22 protein-coding genes are annotated in these 21,143 nt (G+C 64.5%); 21 read left to right on the top strand and 1 reads right to left on the bottom strand.

Features of this window, described 5'->3' with window-relative positions; all coding sequences use genetic code 11:
- Positions 1-45: 45 nt before the first annotated feature.
- Complete coding sequence (locus VGH98_16430) at positions 46-858, bottom strand: inositol monophosphatase family protein (GenBank protein ID HEY2377568.1); 813 nt, start codon at positions 856-858, stop codon at positions 46-48.
- A gap of 11 nt (positions 859-869) precedes the next feature.
- On the opposite strand from VGH98_16430, the gene trpS reads away from it, so the two are divergent.
- The 21 genes from trpS to VGH98_16325 all read left to right on the top strand — a co-directional run bounded on the left by trpS (position 870) and on the right by VGH98_16325 (position 21,124).
- Entirely contained in the window at positions 870-1,850 is a 981-nt protein-coding gene (gene trpS, locus VGH98_16425) for a tryptophan--tRNA ligase (protein ID HEY2377567.1), read from the top strand.
- 88 nt (positions 1,851-1,938) lie between these two features.
- Positions 1,939-2,208, top strand: coding sequence for a hypothetical protein (locus VGH98_16420; protein ID HEY2377566.1), 270 nt, complete (start codon positions 1,939-1,941; stop codon positions 2,206-2,208).
- Between the two features lie 106 nt (positions 2,209-2,314).
- Positions 2,315-2,575, top strand: coding sequence for a hypothetical protein (locus tag VGH98_16415; GenBank protein ID HEY2377565.1), 261 nt, complete (start codon positions 2,315-2,317; stop codon positions 2,573-2,575).
- 24 nt (positions 2,576-2,599) lie between these two features.
- Positions 2,600-3,346, top strand: coding sequence for an MgtC/SapB family protein (locus tag VGH98_16410; GenBank protein HEY2377564.1), 747 nt, complete (start codon positions 2,600-2,602; stop codon positions 3,344-3,346).
- Between the two features lie 4 nt (positions 3,347-3,350).
- Entirely contained in the window at positions 3,351-4,382 is a 1,032-nt protein-coding gene (locus VGH98_16405) for a D-2-hydroxyacid dehydrogenase (protein HEY2377563.1), read from the top strand.
- A 1-nt stretch (position 4,383) separates the two neighbouring features.
- Entirely contained in the window at positions 4,384-5,256 is an 873-nt protein-coding gene (locus VGH98_16400) for a dihydrodipicolinate synthase family protein (protein HEY2377562.1), read from the top strand.
- Between the two features lie 24 nt (positions 5,257-5,280).
- Positions 5,281-6,333 (top strand): M28 family peptidase, encoded by a 1,053-nt coding sequence (locus VGH98_16395; GenBank protein ID HEY2377561.1) that lies wholly within the window; start codon positions 5,281-5,283, stop codon positions 6,331-6,333.
- On the top strand, positions 6,333-6,833 hold the full coding sequence (locus tag VGH98_16390; GenBank protein HEY2377560.1) for a DUF456 domain-containing protein: 501 nt from the start codon (positions 6,333-6,335) through the stop codon (positions 6,831-6,833). Before VGH98_16395 ends, VGH98_16390 begins: the two co-directional genes overlap by 1 nt.
- A gap of 10 nt (positions 6,834-6,843) precedes the next feature.
- Positions 6,844-8,130 carry an adenylosuccinate synthase gene (locus VGH98_16385; GenBank protein ID HEY2377559.1) on the top strand — a complete coding sequence of 429 codons (1,287 nt, stop codon included), beginning with the start codon at positions 6,844-6,846 and terminating at the stop codon, positions 8,128-8,130.
- A 117-nt stretch (positions 8,131-8,247) separates the two neighbouring features.
- Complete coding sequence (locus VGH98_16380) at positions 8,248-9,273, top strand: YpdA family putative bacillithiol disulfide reductase (protein HEY2377558.1); 1,026 nt, start codon at positions 8,248-8,250, stop codon at positions 9,271-9,273.
- A gap of 137 nt (positions 9,274-9,410) precedes the next feature.
- Positions 9,411-10,769 carry a glycine--tRNA ligase gene (locus VGH98_16375; protein ID HEY2377557.1) on the top strand — a complete coding sequence of 453 codons (1,359 nt, stop codon included), beginning with the start codon at positions 9,411-9,413 and terminating at the stop codon, positions 10,767-10,769.
- A gap of 27 nt (positions 10,770-10,796) precedes the next feature.
- Positions 10,797-12,329 carry a hypothetical protein gene (locus VGH98_16370; protein ID HEY2377556.1) on the top strand — a complete coding sequence of 511 codons (1,533 nt, stop codon included), beginning with the start codon at positions 10,797-10,799 and terminating at the stop codon, positions 12,327-12,329.
- Between the two features lie 241 nt (positions 12,330-12,570).
- Positions 12,571-14,025 (top strand): sigma-54 dependent transcriptional regulator, encoded by a 1,455-nt coding sequence (locus VGH98_16365; GenBank protein HEY2377555.1) that lies wholly within the window; start codon positions 12,571-12,573, stop codon positions 14,023-14,025.
- Between the two features lie 24 nt (positions 14,026-14,049).
- Positions 14,050-15,072, top strand: a complete 1,023-nt coding sequence (locus VGH98_16360) for an HD domain-containing phosphohydrolase (GenBank protein HEY2377554.1) — start codon at positions 14,050-14,052, stop codon at positions 15,070-15,072.
- 96 nt (positions 15,073-15,168) lie between these two features.
- Positions 15,169-16,542, top strand: a complete 1,374-nt coding sequence (locus tag VGH98_16355) for a GAF domain-containing sensor histidine kinase (protein HEY2377553.1) — start codon at positions 15,169-15,171, stop codon at positions 16,540-16,542.
- A 23-nt stretch (positions 16,543-16,565) separates the two neighbouring features.
- The gene (locus VGH98_16350; protein HEY2377552.1) at positions 16,566-16,847 is read left to right on the top strand and encodes a hypothetical protein; all 282 of its coding nucleotides are present in this window, start codon (positions 16,566-16,568) and stop codon (positions 16,845-16,847) included.
- Positions 16,844-17,170: a hypothetical protein gene (locus VGH98_16345; protein ID HEY2377551.1), complete on the top strand. Its 327-nt coding sequence runs from the start codon at positions 16,844-16,846 to the stop codon at positions 17,168-17,170. Before VGH98_16350 ends, VGH98_16345 begins: the two co-directional genes overlap by 4 nt.
- 57 nt (positions 17,171-17,227) lie before the next feature.
- The gene (locus VGH98_16340) at positions 17,228-18,163 is read left to right on the top strand and encodes a histone deacetylase (protein HEY2377550.1); all 936 of its coding nucleotides are present in this window, start codon (positions 17,228-17,230) and stop codon (positions 18,161-18,163) included.
- A 122-nt stretch (positions 18,164-18,285) separates the two neighbouring features.
- Positions 18,286-18,906, top strand: a complete 621-nt coding sequence (locus VGH98_16335; GenBank protein HEY2377549.1) for a GvpL/GvpF family gas vesicle protein — start codon at positions 18,286-18,288, stop codon at positions 18,904-18,906.
- Between the two features lie 87 nt (positions 18,907-18,993).
- Positions 18,994-19,923, top strand: a complete 930-nt coding sequence (locus VGH98_16330; GenBank protein ID HEY2377548.1) for a serine/threonine-protein kinase — start codon at positions 18,994-18,996, stop codon at positions 19,921-19,923.
- Between the two features lie 148 nt (positions 19,924-20,071).
- Positions 20,072-21,124, top strand: a complete 1,053-nt coding sequence (locus tag VGH98_16325) for a dipeptide epimerase (protein HEY2377547.1) — start codon at positions 20,072-20,074, stop codon at positions 21,122-21,124.
- The last annotated feature ends 19 nt before the right edge of the window (positions 21,125-21,143 follow it).

Below are 21,143 nucleotides of genomic sequence, written 5' to 3'. Positions count from 1 at the left end.
TTGGGCGTAGGGGCTAGGGAATACTAAATAGCCCCGCGACACGCCCTACCCCCTGGACCCTAGCCCCAACAGCGCCATCAGCCATTCCTGCATCTCCGGATTCCCCGCCACAATCCCCGTGTGCGCAACCTTCGCTGGTGAACCATCGAGATCCGTCACGACGCCGCCCGCCTCGCGCACAAGGAGAATCCCGGCAGCAATGTCCCACGGCGCGAGCATCAGCTCCCAGAACGCTTCATAGCGTCCGCAGGCGACGTCGGCGAGATCGAGCGACGCGGCGCCGACGCGCCTCACGCCGGCGGTCTGTTTCATCGCCTCGCCGAACCCGCGAAGGTACGCCTCGACCTGATCGGTGAACTTGAATGGAAAGCCCGTCGCGACCAGCGAGCGAATCGGCTCGGTGATCTTCGAGATGTGAATCGGCTGGCCGTTGCGTCTCGCGCCGCCGCCCGCGACCGCCGTGAATAGATCGCCATTCGCGGCGTTCAGGATCGCGGCGGCTGCGAGCGCGCCGTCGACCATCGCCGCGATCGACACCGCGTACCAGGGGAATCCGTGCAGGAAATTGGTCGTCCCGTCGAGTGGATCGACGACGAACGACAGGCCGGTCTTCAACGTCGCGGCTGCCGTCTCGGGCGACAGCTCCTCACCGAGGATCGTCGCATCGCGATGGCGCGCCGAGATGATGTCGTGGATCGCATGCTCGGAATCCCGGTCGGCGGCGCTCACATAATCGGCGCGGGATTTCTCCTCCCAGGCGAGCGTGTCGAGATGCTGCGAGTGCGAGCGAACCGCGTCCGCGCCCTTCACGGCGGCGGCGACGCACGTCGCGAGTAGCGCGCGGCGATCGTCGTTCATACCTTGCGCGAATGTCTCGAATATTCAGTGGGATACAGCCGTCCGGAGAGTTGCATATCGGAAACTATCTCGGGGCGGTGAAGAATTGGGTGAAGCTCCAGCACGAGCATGAGACGATCATCTGCATCGTGGACTATCACGCGATCATTGGCGCGTACGATCCCGCGCTGTTGCGCGCGCGGCGCTACGACATGGCGGTCTCGCTCCTCGCGTCGGGCATCGATCCGAACGTCGCCACGCTCTTCGTGCAATCGCACGTTCCGCAACACACCGAGCTCGCATGGATTCTGAACACGCTCACGCCCCTCGGTGAGCTGGAGCGACAGACACAGTTCAAGGACAAGTCGCAGCGCCAGGAGAGCGTCGTCGCGGGGCTGCTCAACTATCCCGTTCTGCAGGCGGCGGACATTCTGCTCTACAAGGCGAATCTGGTTCCTGTGGGGGAGGACCAGGTGCAGCATCTCGAGCTCTCGCGCGTCGTTGCGCGCCGGTGGAACTCGCAGTTCGGCGGCGGGGAGGATTTCTTCCCCGAGCCGCAACCCGCGCTCACTCCCTCACGGCGCATCATGGGTCTCGATGGACAGGCCAAGATGTCGAAGTCGATGAACAACACCGTCGGCCTGCTCCACAAGCCTGACGAGGTCTGGAACAAGCTGCGTCCGGCCGTAACCGACCCCAAGCGAATCAAGCGAACCGATCCCGGGACGCCCGAGGTTTGTAACATCTACCACCTTCACAAAGCGTTCAGTCCTCCGGCTACTGTGGAGCACGTCGCGACACAGTGCACCACGGCAGGGTGGGGATGCATCGACTGCAAGCGAGTGTTGTTCGAGAACATGGAGCGCGAGCTGGTTCCGATTCGCACGCGTGCCGCGGAGCTGCGAGAGGATCGCGGGCAGGTCGACGCGGCGCTCGCCGCCGGCGCTGAGCACTGCCGTAAGTTGGCGTCGGAGACAATGCGTGGCGTGCGCGAGCGGATGGGTTTCGACTAGTCGCCCCGCTGGGCATGTGTCGTGCTACTTGCCACAACATCAGTTATCGCACCGGTATTTTACTATTGCCGCGCATGCCGGAGCGGTCGTGGCAAAGAGCGCGGCTGGAACCAAGCGACCGATGCAGCTATTCCGCCAGTTCATCGCCCGGATCCAGGCATGGTTCGCCGCGCGGCGCGCGCTGCGCATCAAGTCGACGGATGTTCTCCCGCTGATAGCACTCCACAGCGCGATTCACCGCGAGGTGACCGCTTCGGGCGTTCGCGTCTACAGTCTGTGCGGAAGCTGCGGTGCTCGCCTCGAGTTCAGCGCGACGCTCTGCGAGGATTGCGCACAGCGACGCAGTCGCCTCTCTTAGTGGTGGTTGGTTGTTGGTCACTGGTTGTTGGTGAAAAACCACTGCAGTCACCCACCACCAACCACGTACGAAACCACCACCACCAACCACCAACCCACCACGACCAATGGCAGACCAAACCGGCCCTCGCGGTCTTCTCACTCTCGTCTGCTTGACCTGTGGGAACGAGAAGTTTTACGAGCAATCCGTTCCTGCGACGGTAACGTGTGAGCGCTGCGGCGGAACAGTTTTCCGGAACTTCGCGACACCGACGGAGCCCGACGAGGCCTCGATCGCACAACTCGAGGACCAAGCGCGCAGCATCTCCTATGGCGATTCCTCGCCCGACACGACATCCGGCGACCTGCGCGATCTCGACTCGCGCTAACCACCCGCGGCAAGGAGCCCGGTAATTTCTCTCGTCCCCCTGTCCCTGCACTCGCTCCCTCTGCTGTTACAAGCCGCTGCGCCCGGGTCGTCGATCGATGCATGGTTCGACGCCCTGCGCTTTACGCTGCTGCTAAAACTCCTGCTCGCTTCCGCTCTTGGCGGCGCGATCGGTATGGAGCGCGAGATCGCTGGTAAGCCAGCCGGCTTGCGTACGAACATCCTCATCTGTGTGGGCGCGGCGCTCTTCACGCATCTCTCGATTCACATCGCCGAGATCGGCTTCACGCCTGACGGAAGGCCATACGGCGACACCACGCGCATCGCGGCGCAGATCGTGTCGGGCATTGGCTTTCTCGGCGCGGGCGCGATTCTCCATGCGCACGGCGCGGTCGTGGGCCTAACGACCGCGGCGACGATCTGGGTCGTTGCCGCGGTGGGCGCGGCGGTCGGCGCCGGCGCGTACGTTGAGGGCGTCGGCACCTCCGTGCTCATCATCCTCGTGCTCGTTGGGCTACGCCCTGTCGAGCGGCGGATGCTTCTCCGCCGGCGCAAAATCAGTGCGACCATCCGCGTCCGTCGCGATCTCCGCTTCGACACCATCGAGGACATTCTGCGCGGCAACGGCCTGCACATCGTTTCGCGTCGCACGTTCGAGCACGAATCCGATCGCGCCTTCGAGCTCGAGCTCATCGGCACCTCCAAGCAGATCGACACCGCGATCGACGAGATGCAACGGCGCGAGGACGTCATCAGCCTTTCGATGGACTGACCGAATGCCGTTGCTCGTTGTCGATGGCAACGCCGTGTCGCGCACGTGGACCATGACCAAAGCCGCGGAGCAACGCCTTCGCGCCGAGGCGCCACCGGGCTGGGACGTCTATTTCGTGGAAGCGCAAACGAGCTCCGACGGCGACGGACCTCGCGGCTCGAGCGAGGAGGTCATGCGCGAGATTCCCAAGGCCGACGTTTACCTCGGATTCGGAATACCGCGCCCGCTCTATCTCGCCGCCAAGCGATTGCGCTGGGTGCACTCCGCAGCAGCCGGCGTCGGCAACGCGCTGTATCCCGAGATGCTCGACGGTGACGTCGTCCTCACGAATTCCGCCGGCGTGCACGCGATACCAATCGCGGAGTACATCGTCGCCGGCGTGCTCTATTTTTTTCGCGGTCTCGACATCGCCGTGAAGCAGCAACGACACGGCGAGTGGGACAAGGCGCCATTTGTCGGCGAGCAGTCACCACTGCGTGAAATTGGCCATGCGTGCGTGCTCGTCGTCGGAACGGGCGGCATCGGCTCCGAAGCGGCGCGCCGGCTCACCGCACTCGGCGCGAACTGCGTTGGTGTGCGAAGACGAGCCTCACTCGGAACGCCGGACGGTTTTGCGCGCGTCATCGGCTTCGAGGCGATCGATGGCGAGCTGCAGAAGGCGGATGTCGTCGTTCTCGCGGCGCCGCTCACCGAGCAAACACGCGGCATTCTGAACGCACAGCGGCTCGACATGCTGCGGCCGGCGGCTGTCATCGTCAACGTTGCGCGAGGAGCGCTCGTCGACGAGGCGGCGCTCATCGACCACTTGACGGACGGACGCATTCGCGGCGCGGCGCTCGACGTCTTTCAGGAGGAACCACTGGCGTCGGGCAGCCCCCTATGGCAGCTTCGATCGGTGCTCGTAACGCCGCACATCTCGCCCGTGTCGCCCGGTCGCTTCTGGGCACGCGAGCTCGATCTCTTTCTCGACAACTGGCGGCGATTCACGCGCGGCGAGCCGCTGCGGAATCTCGTCGACAAGCGCGCAGGGTACTGACGTGAGCCTAACGCTGCAGGGTGTTTTGGGACCGGTGGTCACGACGTTCGAGTCATCCGGCGAGCTGAATCGGACGGGATTCGCGGAGAACATTCGCGCGCACCTCGACGCGGGGATGAGTGGAATCGTCGTCACCGGCTCAACAGGCGAAGCAGCGCTTCTCGACGAGAAGGAGCGGTCTTGGTTGGTGGAGGTTGCCCGCCACGCCGTTCCGAGCGACCGCCGGCTCCTCGTCGGCACCGGCGCGGAGTCGACGCGCGTGACACAGCGCCTGACGCGCCTCGCCGCCGAGCGCGGCGCAGACGCGGTGCTCGTCGTCGGACCGCATTACTATGGGCAGAAGGCCGTGTCACTACGCGATCACTACACCGCGATCGCCGACGCGAGTCCCGTTCCCGTCATCCTCTACAGCATTCCGAAGTACATGCACTTCGCTCTCTCGCCGCAGCTCGTCGCCGAGCTCGCGCGGCACGAGAACATCATCGGAATCAAAGACAGCTCTGGCGATCTCGACCTGCTGGCGGGATACCTCAAGGCGCAGAGCGACGGGTTCACGGTGCTCACGGGTAACGGCTCGACATTCAGGCGCGCGCTGGAGCTCGGCGCGCGCGGTGGAATTCTCGCCGTAGCGCTCATTGCGGCGAATCTGTCGGTCGAAGTCTTCGAGACGCGTTCGGAGCCGGCCCAGGACCGCCTAACGCCGCTCTCGGCGCGGATCGTTGGCGAGTTGGGCGTGGCCGGTGTCAAGGCAGCGCTCGATCGCGTTGGTCTGGTTGGCGGTCCGGTGCGCCCACCCCTCGCTCCGCTCGCCGCCGCCGAGCTGGCGCAGGTGACCGAGCTGCTGCGTGTGGCAGAGCTGTCGCTCGCGGCGTGACATAGCGACCACAGAGCCCGGCGCGTGACTGGCTCGAGCTCGGCGCCTAACGACATAAGCGTCGAGACGCACGCCGCCGAACACCTGCAACGGCTCGCCCGACAACCGCGGCCGGCTGGCGGACCAGAGGCGGCCCAGGGCCGGCAATACTGTGCACGGGTACTCGCCGCGCTCGGATTCGAGATGCTCGAGCGAGACTTCGAGTATAGCGCCGCCGTCGGCGAGTATGGAACGCCGGTGGCGGGAGTGCTCGCGTTCTGCGTGAGCCTCGTCGCGTTAGGCACGCAGAGCCGGCTCGTACTGATTGGTGGCGCATTGCTCCTCGCGATCGGCGGCCGGTGGCTCGCCCAACGCGGCGTGCTCGGTCTTCCGCTCCGCCGACGGAAGGGTGTCAACCTGGAGGCTCGTCGTGGGGCCTCTGATCCGTCGCTCTGGCTCGTCGCGCATATCGACTCCAAGTCGCAGCCGATTCCACTACTGCTGCGCGCGGCTGGAATCCTCCTCGTGGCTGTCGCGTGGATTGGCGCGCTGCTCTGGACCACCGAGTGGCTTTACGTTGGCCTCATTGGCTCCCTGCCGATAATCGCATCGACTGTAGGCCGCCGCTCGGCGGGTGCGGTAGACAATGCCTCGGGCGTCGCGACGGTCCTCACCGCGGCGTCACTGTTGCCGTCCGAATTGCCGGTTGGCGTGCTCATCACCGACGCCGAGGAGCTCGGCCTCGCGGGAGCGCGCGCCTGGTGCAGCAATCGTGTACCTGGCGTCGTACTGAACTGCGATGGCGTCGACGATACCGGACCGCTTACTCTCATGTGGACGCGACCGCGCGCACGTCGGCTCGAGTCGGCGTTTGGAGCGGGAGTGCGCGTCATACCGCTCGTCCCGGGAGTTCTCGTCGATGGCTTGGCTTTCTCCGATGCTGGCTGGGAGGCAATCACCTTGAGTCGCGGTACACTCGGCACGCTTCGACGGATTCACACTCGCGAGGACGACCTCGAACACATGAAAGGAATCGGCGTCGCGCATGCCGCGCGTGAGTTGGCGCGGGCGGTCGTCACCCTCACTGAGCGACGTTGATGGAAGTTCTCATTCTGACGGCAGTGCTGGTGCTGTCGCTGCTGATGATTCCATTCGGCATGCCGGGCACGCTCGTCATGTTCGCCGCCGCGCTCTGCTACAAGCTGCTCGTCCCGAACGGAGGGATCGGCTGGGCATCCGTCGTCGTCGTTGGCATCCTGATGCTCATCGCCGAAGGACTCGAGTGGACGTTGGCGTCGCGTTTCGCGAAGAAATACGGCGGTTCCCGTCGCGCTGGCTGGGGCGCGGTGATTGGCGGGATGGTCGGCGCCTTCATGGGAGTCCCGGTCCCGATCGTTGGCTCCATCGTGGGAGCGTTCCTCGGAGCATTCGTTGGCGCTTTCCTTTTCGAGATGAGCCGCGGCAGCGGTGGCGGAGTCTCGACGCGCGTTGCCTGGGGCGCTCTCATCGGGCGCGTGACCGCGGCGGCGATCAAGGTCGCGATCGGGCTCGTGATGGCGGTGTGGCTCTTCTTCGCGGCGCTGAGCAAGGTGCTCTAGATTGTGAAGCATGTTCAGCACTAACACACGGACACTCGTCGTGGTCGGGGCACAGTGGGGCGACGAGGGGAAGGGCAAGCTCGTGGACGTCCTCGCCGAGCGCGCAGACTGGGTCGTCCGCTATCAGGGTGGCGCCAATGCCGGCCACACCGTGCACATCGGCGATACGTCGTTCGTACTGCACCAGATTCCGAGCGGCATCCTGCACCCTGGCGTGCGCTGCGCCATCGGCAACGGCGTCGTGCTCGATCCCGACACGCTCTTCACGGAGATCGACGGCCTGGTCCGCGATGGAGTCGATGTCGAAGGCCGATTGTACGTCAGCGATCGGGCCCACCTCGTCCTCCCGTATCACAAACTCCTCGATTCCGAGAGCGAGGCGAGCAAGGCGATTGGCACGACGGGTCGCGGTATCGGCCCCGCATACGAAGACAAGGTAGCGCGGCGCGGTGTGCGAGTGCTCGATCTCCGCCACGGCGCGCGCTTGCGTCAGCTCGTCGAACAAGGAGCAGCACACGCCGATGCACAGCTCGCGCGCTTCGGCACTTCCAAGCGCGTCAATTGTGGCGAGACGATCGCGATGCTCGAGCGTCTCGCCGAGCGACTGCTGCCACTCGCCGAAGACGTCGGACTGGCAATGCATCGCGCGGTGCGGAGTGGCGCGGCAGTTCTGCTCGAGGGAGCGCAGGGCTCGCTCCTCGACATCGATCACGGGACGTATCCGTTCGTGACGTCGAGCAACACGACGTCGGGCGGCGCTGCCGTCGGCTCTGGTATTGCGCCGACGGAGATCGATGCCGTGCTGGGTGTCGTGAAGGCGTACACGACGCGCGTGGGCGCAGGGCCGCTCCCGACCGAGATGGACGAGCCGCTCGCGACCAACGTTCGCACGTTAGGCAACGAGTTCGGCGCGACCACTGGCCGGCCGCGGCGCTGCGGATGGTTCGACGCCGTCGTCGTCCGTTATGCGGCGCGCATCAACGGCCTCACCGACCTTGCGGTGACGAAGCTCGACGTGCTCGACACGCTCGAGAAGATCGGCATTTGCGTCGGCTACGAGTACGAAGGGGAGCTTCACGAGGAGTTTCCAGCCGACCTCACCGCGCAGGAGCGCGTGGTTCCGCGCTACGAATGGATGGATGGCTGGCGAGAGTCCACGGCAGACTACCGGCGCATCGAGGAGCTTCCCAACGCTGCTCGGCGGTATCTCGATCGCATGCAGGAGTTGGTCGAGACGCCGATTACGTACGTGAGCGTGGGGACGAAGCGAGACCAAATCATCGAAGGTGAGAAGTGAGAGGGAGAGGTGAGAGGGGCTAGGTGTGACAGGGGCTAGGGCTATAGGGCCCTCGTCCGCTACCCCCTACCTAGCCTCTAGCCCCTAGCCCCTAGCCCTAGCACCTGGGAGTTCGGATTGTCAGACGTAGATGTGCTCATCGTCGGCGCTGGGCCGTGCGGGTTGGCGGCGTCGATCTCGGCGCAGCGTGCCGGACTGCGGACGGTCGTTCTCGAGTCCGAGGTCGTCGTCGGCACGATCGCGCACTATCCGACGTACGTGCGATTCTTCTCGACGGCGGAGAAGCTCGGGATCGGTGATCTTCCATTCGTCATCGCCACCGAGAAGCCGACGCGTCGCGATGCGCTCGCGTACTATCGCGCGGCGGTAACGCACTTCGGCATTCCCGTGCGCCAGTACGAGCGCGTCACGTCCATCGAACGTGGTCACGATGAGCTGATTGTGCACTCGCGGACGCGCGGAGGAGATGTACGTCGCACGAATGCCGGTGCGGTAATCGTTGCGACGGGCTACTTCGGCTCGCCCAACCGCCTCGGCGTGCCAGGTGAAAATCTGCCACACGTCACTCACGTCTATCGCGAAGGTCACGAGGCATTTCAGCAGCGTGTCGTCGTCGTGGGCGGCGGCAACTCTGCCGCCGAAGCCTCACTCGATCTCTGGCGCTCCGGAGCACACGTCACCCTCGTGCATTTCGGGCCGACCTTTGACAAGCGAATCAAGCCGTGGGTGCTGCCTGATTTTCAGAATCGGGTGAAGGAGGGAAGCATCCACGTTCGCTGGAACAGCCGTGTCGCGACTATCGAGCCCGATTCTGTATGTATCCATGCGATCGACGACGGATCGCGAAGCGAGCGGTTGCCCGCCAGCCTCGTCTACATCATGACCGGATTCGCGCCGAACACGGATCTGTTGAAGCAGGTCGGCGTGCCCATCGATCCGACGACGGGAATCCCCGAACACGATCCGGAGACGCTGGAGACGACGATCCCCGGGCTCTTCATCGCCGGTGTGGTGATCGCTGGCTATGACGCGAACAAAGTCTTCATCGAGAACGGCCGCTATCATGGCGACCGAATCGTCGCGAGACTCCTGGGAACAGCAGCGCCGCCACCGCCGAAGCTGAGCGCCGAACTCGATACCTGAAGAGGGGCTAGGTGCTAGGGCTCTGCACTTTAGCGCCCCATGGCGAATTAGCTTTTCGTCTAGCGCCTAGCGCCTAGCGCCTAGCGCCGAGCCCCTAGCCCCTCGTAGCACCCACCACCTAGCACCTGATTGATGCCGTGTCTACCGTAACCGCCCGCCCCGACGTCTTCGAACGCCTCGTGTCGCTGTGCAAGCGGCGCGGATTCATCTTCCAGTCTTCCGAGATCTATGGCGGCACCGGCTCGGTGTGGGACTATGGTCCACTCGGCGTCGAGCTGAAGAAGAATCTCAAGGACCGCTGGTGGTACTCGATGGTGCGGGCTCGGGACGACATCGAAGGCCTCGACGCGGCCATCCTGATGAATCGCGAGGTCTGGGTGGCGAGCGGCCACGTCGCCGGTTTCACCGATCCACTCGTCGACTGTCGCAATTGCCGCAAGCGATTTCGGGCCGACGATCCGAAAATCAAAGGAACGCCAGGAACGCCGGACGCCCAGTGCCCGGTCTGCGGCATGAAGGGCACACTGTCGGAGCCGCGACTCTTCAATCTCATGTTCCGTACGTTCATGGGACCAGTGGAAGACTCCGCGGCCGAGATCTTCCTGCGCCCGGAGACGGCGCAGGGCATTTATGTGAACTTTCTCAACGTCCAGCAGGCGATGCGCCAGAAGGTTCCCTTCGGCATCGCACAGATCGGCAAGGCCTTCCGAAACGAGATCACACCGGGCAATTTCATCTTTAGAACTCGTGAATTCGAGCAGATGGAGATGCAGTTTTTCGTCGAGCCGGGCACCGACATGCAATGGTTCGAGTATTGGAAAGAGCAGCGCATGACATGGCACCGCAGCCTCGGACTCGCCGAGGACCGGCTGCAGTTCCATCAGCACACGAAGGAGGAGCTGGCGCACTACGCGCGCGCGGCGTTCGACATCCAGTTCGACTTCGGCGGAACGCTCGGCTTCCAGGAGATCGAGGGCGTGCACAACCGTGGCGATTTCGATCTCACACAACATCAGAAGCACTCGGGCAAGAAGCTCGAGTACTTCGATCAGCCGAACAATCGCCGATATGTCCCCAACGTCGTCGAGACGTCCGTCGGAGCCGACCGCACGGCGCTGGCTCTACTCGTCAACGCGTATCGCGAGGAGCAGGTGCCCGGTGAGGACGAGGGACGAACCGTGCTTGGTCTGACGCCGTCGTTGGCCCCCGTGAAGGCGGGTGTTTTTCCGCTCGTGAAGAAGGACGGTATGCCGGAGTTTGCTGTGAAGCTGGCGAAAGAGTTGCGGCGCGCGTTCCCGGTGTTCTACGACGAATCCGGCGCGATCGGCCGGCGGTATCGGCGTCAGGATGAGATTGGAACGCCGTATTGCATCACGGTCGACGGCCAGACGATCCAGGACGGCACGGTGACGATTCGTGACCGCGACACGCTACAGCAGGAGCGCGTTGCCGCCGACCAGGTTCGCGATGTGATCGTCGAGCGACTGACCGCGTAAGACGTTAGGCATGGGGAGGGGGGTGAGATGCCTTTGCTGAACACAACTTCGCTCTCGATAGATCGGCTGCGTCGCGAGGGCGATGCGTTCATGGAGGAGTTGTCTCGCGAGTACTACCTGGCGCATTCGGGACAGAAGGCGGCGGCGGAACTGCAACCGATCTACGAAAAACATGCAGCGATCCTCGGTCCCGATGCGCTGGCGATGGTACTGGAGATGTTTCGATCGGCGCCGCCCGGGAGTGAGGAGCAGCGCGGGCTCCGGCTGCTCACCGACTGGTTGGTGGAAGCACAGAGCGCGCGGGCACTCGCGACGCTCGACGAGCGCGACATTGCGTGGGAAGCCACAGCGATCGTTCGTCTCGCTGACGACCGCGAGATCGAATATCAGCGCGTCGCGATCGAGCTCGCGAACACCTCCGATGTCCGCGAGCGGCACTCCATCGACGAGGCGCGCGCGAGGTTGGTCGAACGCGATCTGGCACCGATGCGTCGCGAGCGCTTTCAACGTGAGCGCGACATCACCGAAGACATCGGTCTCGCGAGTGGATACAACGCCTCATTTGAGCTGCTGAGCGGCCTCGATCTCGCCGCTCTGAGCGAGCAGTGCAATGTCTTTCTCCGCGATACGCAGGCGATTTGGGACGACGTCCTCCCCCAATTTCTGCGTTCCCGGTTAGGCATGACACGCTCCGAGGTGACCCGTGCCGACGCGTTGGCCCTTTTCCGCGCCAAGGAATTCGATCGCTTCTTCCCACCGGCATCGATGGAATCATCGATCCGGAAACAGGTCCGCGAGATGGGGGTCGACCCGGCAGCGGGCGGACGCGTTCTCTTCGATACCGGCGACCGGGAGGGGAAGCGGTCGCGTGCCTTCTGCGCGCCCGTTCGTGTGCCTAACGAGGTGTATCTCGTGATGCGCCCGCACGGCGGACAGACGGACTGGAACACCTTCCTCCACGAGCTCGGGCACGCGCTGCACTTCGCCTACATGCGTCCCGACCTGTCCTACGAGTATCGCTGGCTGGGGGACAATTCGATCACCGAAGGCTACGCGATGCTCTTCGACCACCTGATGCAGGATGCCGGGTGGCTCAGGCGATATACGGAAGTCGGTCCCGCGAACGTCCGCGAATTCCTGCGCGCCGTCGGCTTCGAGGAGCTTCATTTCCTGCGACGCTACGCGGCCAAGCTGGGCTACGAGATCGAGCTCTATGGAGGCTCGGTGCCGTGGGACGCGCTTCCCGAGCTGTACACGGACCGCCTAACGGGGGCGACGAGCTTCCGCTACAGCCCCGCCGACGCATTCGTCGACGTCGACCCGCGCTTCTATGCGGCACGGTATCTCCGCGCCTGGCAGCTCCAGGCGCTGATCGCCGAGACACTGGTCGACCACTTCGATGCCGATTGGTGGAGGAATCCACGCGCCGGCCCATGGATTTGCTCCGCACTGTTCAGCGAAGGCCAGCGCGAGCTCGCGGATGAACAGGCGCAGCGAGTGGCCGGCAAGAAGCTCACGTTCGATCCGCTCGTGAGGGCAGTCACGAAGCTTCTGCAGTGAGCGCGTGACTCGGCGAAAGGCAGAAGAGCGGCTCTAGAGGACCGGATCTAAGAGGACGGTCTCTAGAGCCGCTCTTCTAGAGCCGTACTTTTAGAGCCGTACCGCTCTTACCGCTCTGCCTAATGTCCGCCTCCTTCCCCACTGCCCGAAAAGCGAACATCGCGCTCTTCTCCTCGCCTTGCGAAATGCGAATCGTCGACTCGCGTAACTACGGTCCAGCTCGATCGTCAAACCGACGACTATGGCCACCGTCCTTCTTGTCGACCAGGATCCGTCCGTTCGCGGCGTGCTCACCAAGGCGCTCGCCCGCTTCGGCCACGACGCACTGACCGCGAGCAATGCTGCCGAAGCATTGCAGGCGCTCGGTGCCAATCACATTGATCTCGTCATATGTGATTGGAACATGTCCGCGGCGAGTGCGGGACAGCTCGATGGTCTCGAGTTGCTGCGACTCCTGCGCGAAGAGGATCGTGACGTCCCCGTCATCATGCTCACCGAATTCGGCACCATCGAGCACGCGGTGTCGGCGATGCGCGCGGGCGCGACGCATTATCTCGCGAAGCCCTTCCAGAACGAACAGCTCCAGCTCACCGTCGAGCAGGCGCTGGCGGTGGCACGGCTTCGAGACGAGAACCGCGCGCTGTTGCGAGAGCTGCAGGGACGTCGCAGCGAGCACGAGATCATCGGAGACGGCCGAGCGATTCGCCAGCTGCTCGACAGTGTTGCGTCCGCGGCGTCGAGTCGCGCGACCGTGCTGCTCCAGGGCGAGCCGGGCACGGGCAAGGAGCTTCTCGCTCGCGCGATTCACGCGCAGAGCGATCGGCGTGAAGGGCCGTTCATTCGAATGAACTGTGCGGCGCTTCCGGAAGGCCAGATCGAGAGCACACTCTTTGGCCACGAGAAGGGAGCGCTCACGGGTTCACCCAAGCGCTCGCTTGGCGCGCTCGAGCGCGCGGGCGGCGGTACGTTGCTGCTCGACGAGATCGCCGAGCTGCCGGCGGACCTTCAGCCAAAGCTGCTCCGCGTTCTCCAGGAGCGCGAATTCGAACGGATTGGCGGTTCTGGTCCGGTCAAAGCCGATGTCCGCATCATCGCGACGACGACGCGTGACCTCGAGGCCGAGGTGAGCGCGGGCCAGTTCCGTCAGGATCTCTACTATCGCCTCAACGTCTTTCCGATTTCGATCCCGGCACTGCGCGATCGCCGTGAGGACATACCCGTGCTCGCGCAGCGGTTCGCCGCGCGCGCAGCCGCGGAAGCCGGGAAGGAAGTTCAAGGGTTCGAGGCGGAAGCGCTCGAGCTGCTCTGCGGCCACGAGTGGCCGGGCAACGTTAGGCAGCTCCAGAACACCGTCGAGCGCGCGGTCATTCTCAGCACGGACGAAACGCTCCGCGTCCATCTCTTCGCGTCGCTCCAGGCGACTGCGCCGACCGAGGAGGCGGCCCCGAGCTCCTCGATGCACGGCGATGGCGCGAAGGCTCCGCCTGCGAGCAACGGCGCGCACGTCCTCGCCCTTCCTTCGCTGGATCTCATGGAAGTGGAGCGTCGCGTGATCGAGCAGGCACTGGCGCTGACGAAGGGCAACCGCACGCGCGCCGCGCAGATGCTCGGCATCAACGTGCGCACCTTGCGGCGCAAGCTGAATGGCGGCGGCGGCGACGCCGGCGACTCGGAAATCCGTGGACGGGTTGCGTAGCGCCATCCGGTCGGCGCACGACCGGTGACGGCGCCCGCCGCACACCTCCTCGTCGTCGACGACGAACGTCCGCTGCGTGAGAGCGTTGCACGCTATCTGCGCCGGCGCGGCTTCGTCGTCGATGAAGCCGCGGACGGCGCCGAGGCGCTCGCCGCCCTCGACGGACGGCAATTTGCGGCCGTCATCTGTGACATCCTCATGCCCGGCGTCGACGGGTTCGAGGTCGCCCGGCGCGCGGCGGCGGCCGACGCCGATCTCGCGATCGTGATGCTCACGGCGGTGAACGACGCGGCGAGCGCGAAGAGAGCGCTGCACTCCGGAGCGAGTGAGTATTTGCTCAAGCCAATGGAGCTCGATGAGCTCGGACGCGCCATCGATCGGGCACTCCACAAGCGCGATCTGCTGATCGACCGTCGCCGCACGGAGCGATTGATCCGCGACGAAGTCGAGCAGCGGGCCATCGAGATCGAGCGGGAGAAGGCGCTGCTCCGGGAGCTGTCGGTGGGCATCGTCGACTCTCTCGTCACCGCCATGGAAGCGAAGGAGCCCTTCTACCGCGGGCAGTCGGCGCGTGTCGCCGAGTTGGCGGCCGCGATCGCGCGCGAGATGGTGCTGCCTGGCGATGTCGTCGAGCAGGTGCGCCTCGCCGGCCGGCTCCGCGACGTGGGACGCATCGGCGTGCGCGAGGCCGTGCTCAACAAGGTGGGCACGCTCACCGACGCAGAGATCGAGCACATTCGTGAGCATTTACTCATCAGCGTCGAGATGCTCGCCCCGTTGACACACCTCGGGCCGGTGATCACGTTCGTGCGGGATCACCACGAGCGCTGGGATGGCGCGGGCTATCCGCGCGGCCTCCGCGGCCCCGAGATCTCGATCGGCGGCCGCATTCTCGCCGCGGCCGATGCCTTCAATGCGCTGACGTCGGAGCGTCCGTATCGCGAGCGCCTGACTCCAGAGCGCGCCGCGACGTTCATGACGGCGCTTTCCGGGACGCTGATCGACCCCGACGTGTTCAAGGCACTCGAGCGAGTCATGCGGAAGTGAGACCCGCAACCCGCGCCGACACAAGCGTTTAATTCCTAGACCGACGCCCGTGCCCGCTATACATTGCCCCGCGTGTCCAGAGCAAATGGTGGGGGCGTGACGACGTCCGAGCGCGTCGAAACCAGCGCGAACGTCGACCTCGGGATCCGCGAGCTCATCGCTGTCCGTGAGATCGTTCACGCCTTTCTCACCGCCGACCGCCCTGAGGACGTCTTTCAATTCGCACTCGACCGCGTGAGCCCCCTCGTGGGCGCATCGTTCGCGTGCGTCTACCTCATCGACGGCGCGTCCGAGTTGATGCGACTCGGTGCAGTCCACAACTGGCCGGCGCAGTTCTCACCCTTCCTCGGTGAGATGCGTGTCCGCCTCGGCTTCGGCCCGAGCGGCGAGGCGGCCAGTGAGCGACGCGCAATCGAGGTGGCCGACGTCTTCGCCGATCCGTCGCTCGAAGATTGGCAGGAGGTCGCCGCGGAGCTTGGCTTTCGGTCGCTCGTCGCGCTTCCACTGCAAACCGGCCAGGCAGTGCTCGGAGCCGTCACGTTCTACTTCGCCGACCCGCACGCGCTCACGACGGAGACTCGCAGCCTCCTTCGGATGGTGGCCGACCAGATGGCGGCGACCGCGGAGAAGGCACGCCTCATCGAAGAACTGCGGCGCGCGAATGGAGCGCTCATCGAGTCCAACTCGGAGCTCGAGCGGCAATACGTCGCACTCCTCGAGGCGCGCCGTATCAAGGACGAGTTTTTGTCGAATATCTCGCATGAACTGAGAACTCCGCTGACGGCCGTGATCGGCTACATATCTCTGATGCAGGAAGGGCTGGCAGGCCCTATCAACGACGAGCAGCAGAAAACACTCGGTCAGGTCAAGACGGCGAGCGAGCAGCTCCTCGGTCTCATCGGCGACCTCCTCGAGCTGACGACGCTCAAGCGTGGTGGGCTCGAGGTGATCGTCAGCGGCTTCGATCCGAGAGAGCCGATACAGATGGCAATCGCGAGCTCCCACGGACGGCCGGAGTCCGTGGAGCTGCGGGTCATCGAGGCTCGGCGGGATGACTCCGGCGACGGAGAGCACGCGCCCCCCGCTCGCGTGATGTGGAGCGACCGGAAAAAGATCGCGAAGATCCTCGCGAGTCTCCTCGGCAATGCGTACAAGTTCACGCACGAAGGGGAGGTGCGCGTCGAGCTCGAGGTGCTCGAGGATCGAGTCATCTACAGCGTGCAGGACAGCGGGATCGGGATCCCACCCGAGGCACAGCGCGTTGTCTTCGACGAGTTCCGCCAGGTCGACGGGTCCATGACGCGCCGCTACGGCGGCTCTGGCCTGGGACTCGCGTTGGCTCGCCGCCTGGCGAGATTACTGGGCGGCGACATCGTGCTGGTTTCCACGCCCGCGTTCGGTTCGACCTTTCGCGTCGAGATTCCGCTCGCCTACGAGCCGAACGAAGAGCCGTCGCCCGATATCCACTGAACTCCGCAATTAGAACTTTTGAAATGGCGCCTTCACAACGCACGCTGCAGGAATTTCAAACGACGCTCCAGCCCAACGAGGTGTTGGCGCGCGCGAAGGATTTTTTCGCCAACCGCAACCCGCTCTATGCCGCTTTCCTCGACAAGGAAGGCCCGACCTTCTGCAGCTTTCGCGGACAGGGCGGGGAAGAGGTCGTCATTGGCGTCGAGCCATCGGACGGCGCGACCCGCGTCACCGGCTCGACGTATCTCTTCGATATGCAGCTCGCGCGCTTCTTCTCGACCCTGCCGGCGATACCATCATGACCGATCTCTTCGTGTCACAGCTGCGCGCGCGGCCGTCGACGATCAAGCTGACGCAGGCGAGCGCAACGAGCCTCACCATTCGTGTCGAGATGCCGGAGGTGTGGGACGCGGTGCGCATCGTGGCGACGCCGCGCGAGCCCCTGCTCACGCTCAAGGTGCGCGCACTCGAGGCGCTCTTTCCAGAAGCGGAGATGCACGGAGACTTCGTGATGAAGTTCCGAGGCTGGGACATTCTCGACGAGGCAGCTCCGCTCTCGGATCTGGGAATCGGCGACGGTGCGATTCTGCTCCTCACGCACCGCCGACGGCGACCGGTGCGGTGATTGACTCGTTAGGCGTAGTCTACCGCCTAGCCCCGAGCCCCTAGCCCCTTTCTCTTGGTGCCGGTCGCGTTCATTTCCAACGCAGACTGCGGCCGGCACGACACCGGCTGGGGCCATCCCGAGCACGTCGGCCGGCTGCGCGCGATCCCGCGTGCGCTCCGAGAGCGCCCCGAGCTTTTCCACGCTCTCATGCACGTCGAGGGACGGCACGCGACACGGGACGAACTGTCGCTCGCGCACGACGCACTCTACGTCGATCGCGTGCACGCAATCGTCGACGCGGGCGGTGGGCCTCTCGACCCCGACACGGTCGCAAGCCCCGGATCCTGGGACGCTGCAACGGCGGCCGCAGGTTGCGTCCTCGATGGGGTCGACATGGCGATGGACGGCCGCGCCTCGCGGAGCTTCTGCGCGGTCCGGCCGCCGGGACACCACGCGCTTCGCGCGCGGGCCATGGGCTTCTGTCTCTTTGGCAACGTAGCCATCGGCGCGCGATATGCCCGGTCCAGGCATGCCGTCGAGCGCGTGTTGATCGTGGATTGGGACGTACATCACGGAAACGGAACCCAGGCGCTCGTCGAAGAGGAGCCGAACGTCCATTTCGTGTCGATGCACCAGTGGCCTTGGTATCCGGGGACAGGCGCCGCGGCAGACCGCGGACCTCACGAAACGGTCTGGAATGTGCCACTGCCTCCTGGTCTCCCCGCGGATCGCTACGTTTCGGCCTTTCTCGCCGCGGTGGACGACGCGACGCGCGGTTGGATTCCCGATCTTGTTTTCATCTCGGCAGGCTTCGACTCGCTCGCCGGTGACCCGTTAGGCGGATTTACGCTCGAGATGTCGGACGTCGACCGGCTCACACGGGAGATGGTAGCCCGGGCGGAAAGCTGGTGCCAGGGGCGACTCGTGAGCGCCCTGGAGGGCGGCTACGTGCCGGAGCGGCTGGGTGAGGCGTGCGTCACCATGATGGCGGCGTTGGTGGCTGGGGAATAGGGCCAGGGTTGTTGATTTTCAGGCCCGGCGGTCGTCCTATTTGCAGGCTCCCATTTTGGAATTGGCGCTAAGGCATTCGATGAAAACCAACCCTTCGGGACTCTCAATAAGAGTCGGTTCAAATGCCTAACGCGCTTCGGTTGTTCGGCATTACCGATGTGGAGCATCACGCGCAGGCGAAACCGCCCGAGAATATCGAGCTGCTGCACTTTCGCGACCTCGCGGCCATCGTCAGTCCGGCGGAGTATGCCTCGGCGCCACCGACCGGTGAGATGATCGATCAATATCGGCGCGTGGTGGACGACGTCTTCGGAAAAGCGCCCGTTCTGCCCGCGCCCGTGGGAACGGTATTCCGGTCCCGCGAGACGCTCACTCGATGGCTCGAACTGCACTACATCACGCTCACCGAAGCGCTGTCGTTTGTCGAGGACCGAGCGGTTGCGCGAGTTCATGTCGGTCGCGTCGACGGCAAAGCTGCCGAGCGGGAGACGGGATCGGACGTCGCTGCAGCGGCAGCGGAGTCGCTGCGCTTGCTGCGGCGTCACGCGGTTGTTGCCGTTCCACTCAAATCGGAGCAGCTCACCGGCATCGTTCTCAGCTCTGCGTTCCTGGTGGACAGAGAGCTCTGGGATGATTTTATTGCCGCGGTCGACGACCAGCGACGCCGCAACCCCCGCCTCGCTCTCGACCTCAGTGGTCCGTGGCCGCCGTTCGATTTCGTACGCATGCAATTCGGGGGCTGACGCGAATGCCGGTGATGCATGTTCTGTCCTGAGTGCGGGACGTGGAACCGCGCGTCGGCCGCGGCGTGTACCCGATGTAATGACCCCTTGCCAGAGGTCATCGCAGCGCCGTTCGAGCAGCCGGACGCGGAGATCTCGAAGCTTCGTCGCGCAACCGGGAGCCGTTATCGTGTCATTCGCCGGCTCGGCGGCGGCGGCATGGCCGACGTCTACTTTGCCGAACAGGCGCTCCTCGCTCGACGCGTCGTCATCAAGGTACTCCACGCGCACCTCGGGAAGGATCCGGAGATCGCCGAGCGCTTCCGTCGTGAGGCGGAATCCGCGGCCCAGCTCTGCCATCCGCACATCTGTCCGATCCTCGACTACGGTGAAGTCGACGGCATCGTTTTCACGGTGATGCCGTACTACGATGGCGGCTCTCTCGCCGACAAGGTGCAAAAGCAGGGCAATGTCGACGCGCTTCTCGTCGCCGCGGCGTCGGCGCAGGTCGCGTCAGGCCTCGACTACGCGCATCGTCACGGCATCGTTCATCGCGACGTGAAGCCGGACAACGTGCTCTTCGACGAGGACGGCAACGCGATCATCACCGATTTCGGCATCGCCACTGCGCGCTTTCACGGGCGACTGACCGCGAGCGGACGTGCGATGGGGACCCCACACTACATGTCGCCAGAACAGGCGATGGGAAAGCTCATCGATGGCCGGAGCGACGTCTACGCGATGGGCATCATGCTTTACGAATCCCTCGCGGGATATCCGCCCTTCGACGGCGCGGATTCGTTCTCCGTCGGCTACAAGCAGGTGCACGAGAAACCGGTTCCCCTCGACGAAGCGAACAAGCGCGTCCCGGCGGTCCTCTCCTCGGTCGTGATGCGATGCCTCGAGAAGAATCCCGCAGATCGCTATGCGCGCGGGTATGAGCTGGCGGATGCGCTCATCGCATTTCTCGCGTCGTCGCCGAATGCCAAGGAGTACACTCGCCTCGCGCGCGTGGCGAGATTGGCGAAGGGAGCATAGGGCAGAGCGCAGAGGGCAGACGGTTGGGGCAGAGGGCAGTGGGTTGTGGAGGGCGGAGAGTCGAGCATAGCTCAACCTCCGCCCTCTACGCCCTACGCTCTACCCTCTACCCTCTACCCTCTACCCCCAACCTTCTATAATTCGCCCAATGAAGCTCTCCTACGACACCCACACCGTTCACACGAAGCATCCATTTGTCATCGCACGAGGCGGCTCGAGCGAGTGGAAGCTGATTCGCGTTCGTCTCGTCGATCGAGACGGCGCCGAGGGGTGGGGCGAGGCTGCACCGAATCGCTTTTACGGCGAAACAACCGAAAGCGCGATTGCCGCATACGGGAGGCTCGCTCCGATTGCCGAGCGCGTTCTCTCGGAAGACCCCTTCGCTCTCGAGACCCTCGAGACTGAAATGAACGCGGCGATCCGACTGAACGGTTCGATGAAGTCGGCGATCAGCGCCGGCGCGCATGATCTCGTCGGCAAGAAGCTCGACATACCGGTGTACAAGCTCTGGGGTCTCGACCCATCGAAGGCGCCGCGATCGAGCTTCACGATTGGAATTCCGGCGACGGAGAAGGAGCTCGAGGCGCGCGTCGACGAAGCGATTCAATATCCCGTGCTCAAGATCAAGCTCGGGAGCGATCGCGACGAGGAGATCATTCGCGCCGTTCGTCGTGCCGCGCCAACGAAGACTCTGCGAGTCGACGCGAACGCGGCATGGACGGCAAAGTACGCCCTTCGAATGATCGATCTCCTCGCCGAGCTGGGAGTCGAATTCGTCGAGCAGCCGCTTCCGTCGCACGACCTTGAGGGGCTTCGTTTCGTGCGCGAGCGCTCCGCGCTCCCGGTCATCGCCGACGAGTCGTGCGTCGTCGCGACCGACGTCGCGAAGCTCGCCGGCATCGTCGACGGGATCAACATCAAGCTCTCGAAGTGCGGCGGCCTTCGTGAGGCGATGCGCATGATCGCGACGGCGCGCGCGCACGGCATGATCGTGATGTGTGGTTGCATGATCGAGTCGAGCCTTGGCATCTCGGCGGCAGCGCACTTCGCGTCGCTGCTCGATCACGCGGACTTCGACGGCGCTGCACTCCTCGCTGACGATCCGTACGAGGGCGCGACGATCGAGCGCGGCGAGATTCGCGTGCCTGATGCGCCGGGGCTTGGTGTGACGCGTCGAGCCATGGCATCCCTGTCATCCTGAGCGCAGCGACGAAGGATCT

The organism is Gemmatimonadaceae bacterium, from assembly GCA_036496605.1.
In the GTDB taxonomy this organism is placed as follows: domain Bacteria; phylum Gemmatimonadota; class Gemmatimonadetes; order Gemmatimonadales; family Gemmatimonadaceae; genus AG2.
The sequence above is the reverse complement of the archived record's forward strand: the minus strand, read 5'-3'. Positions and strand labels throughout refer to the sequence as shown.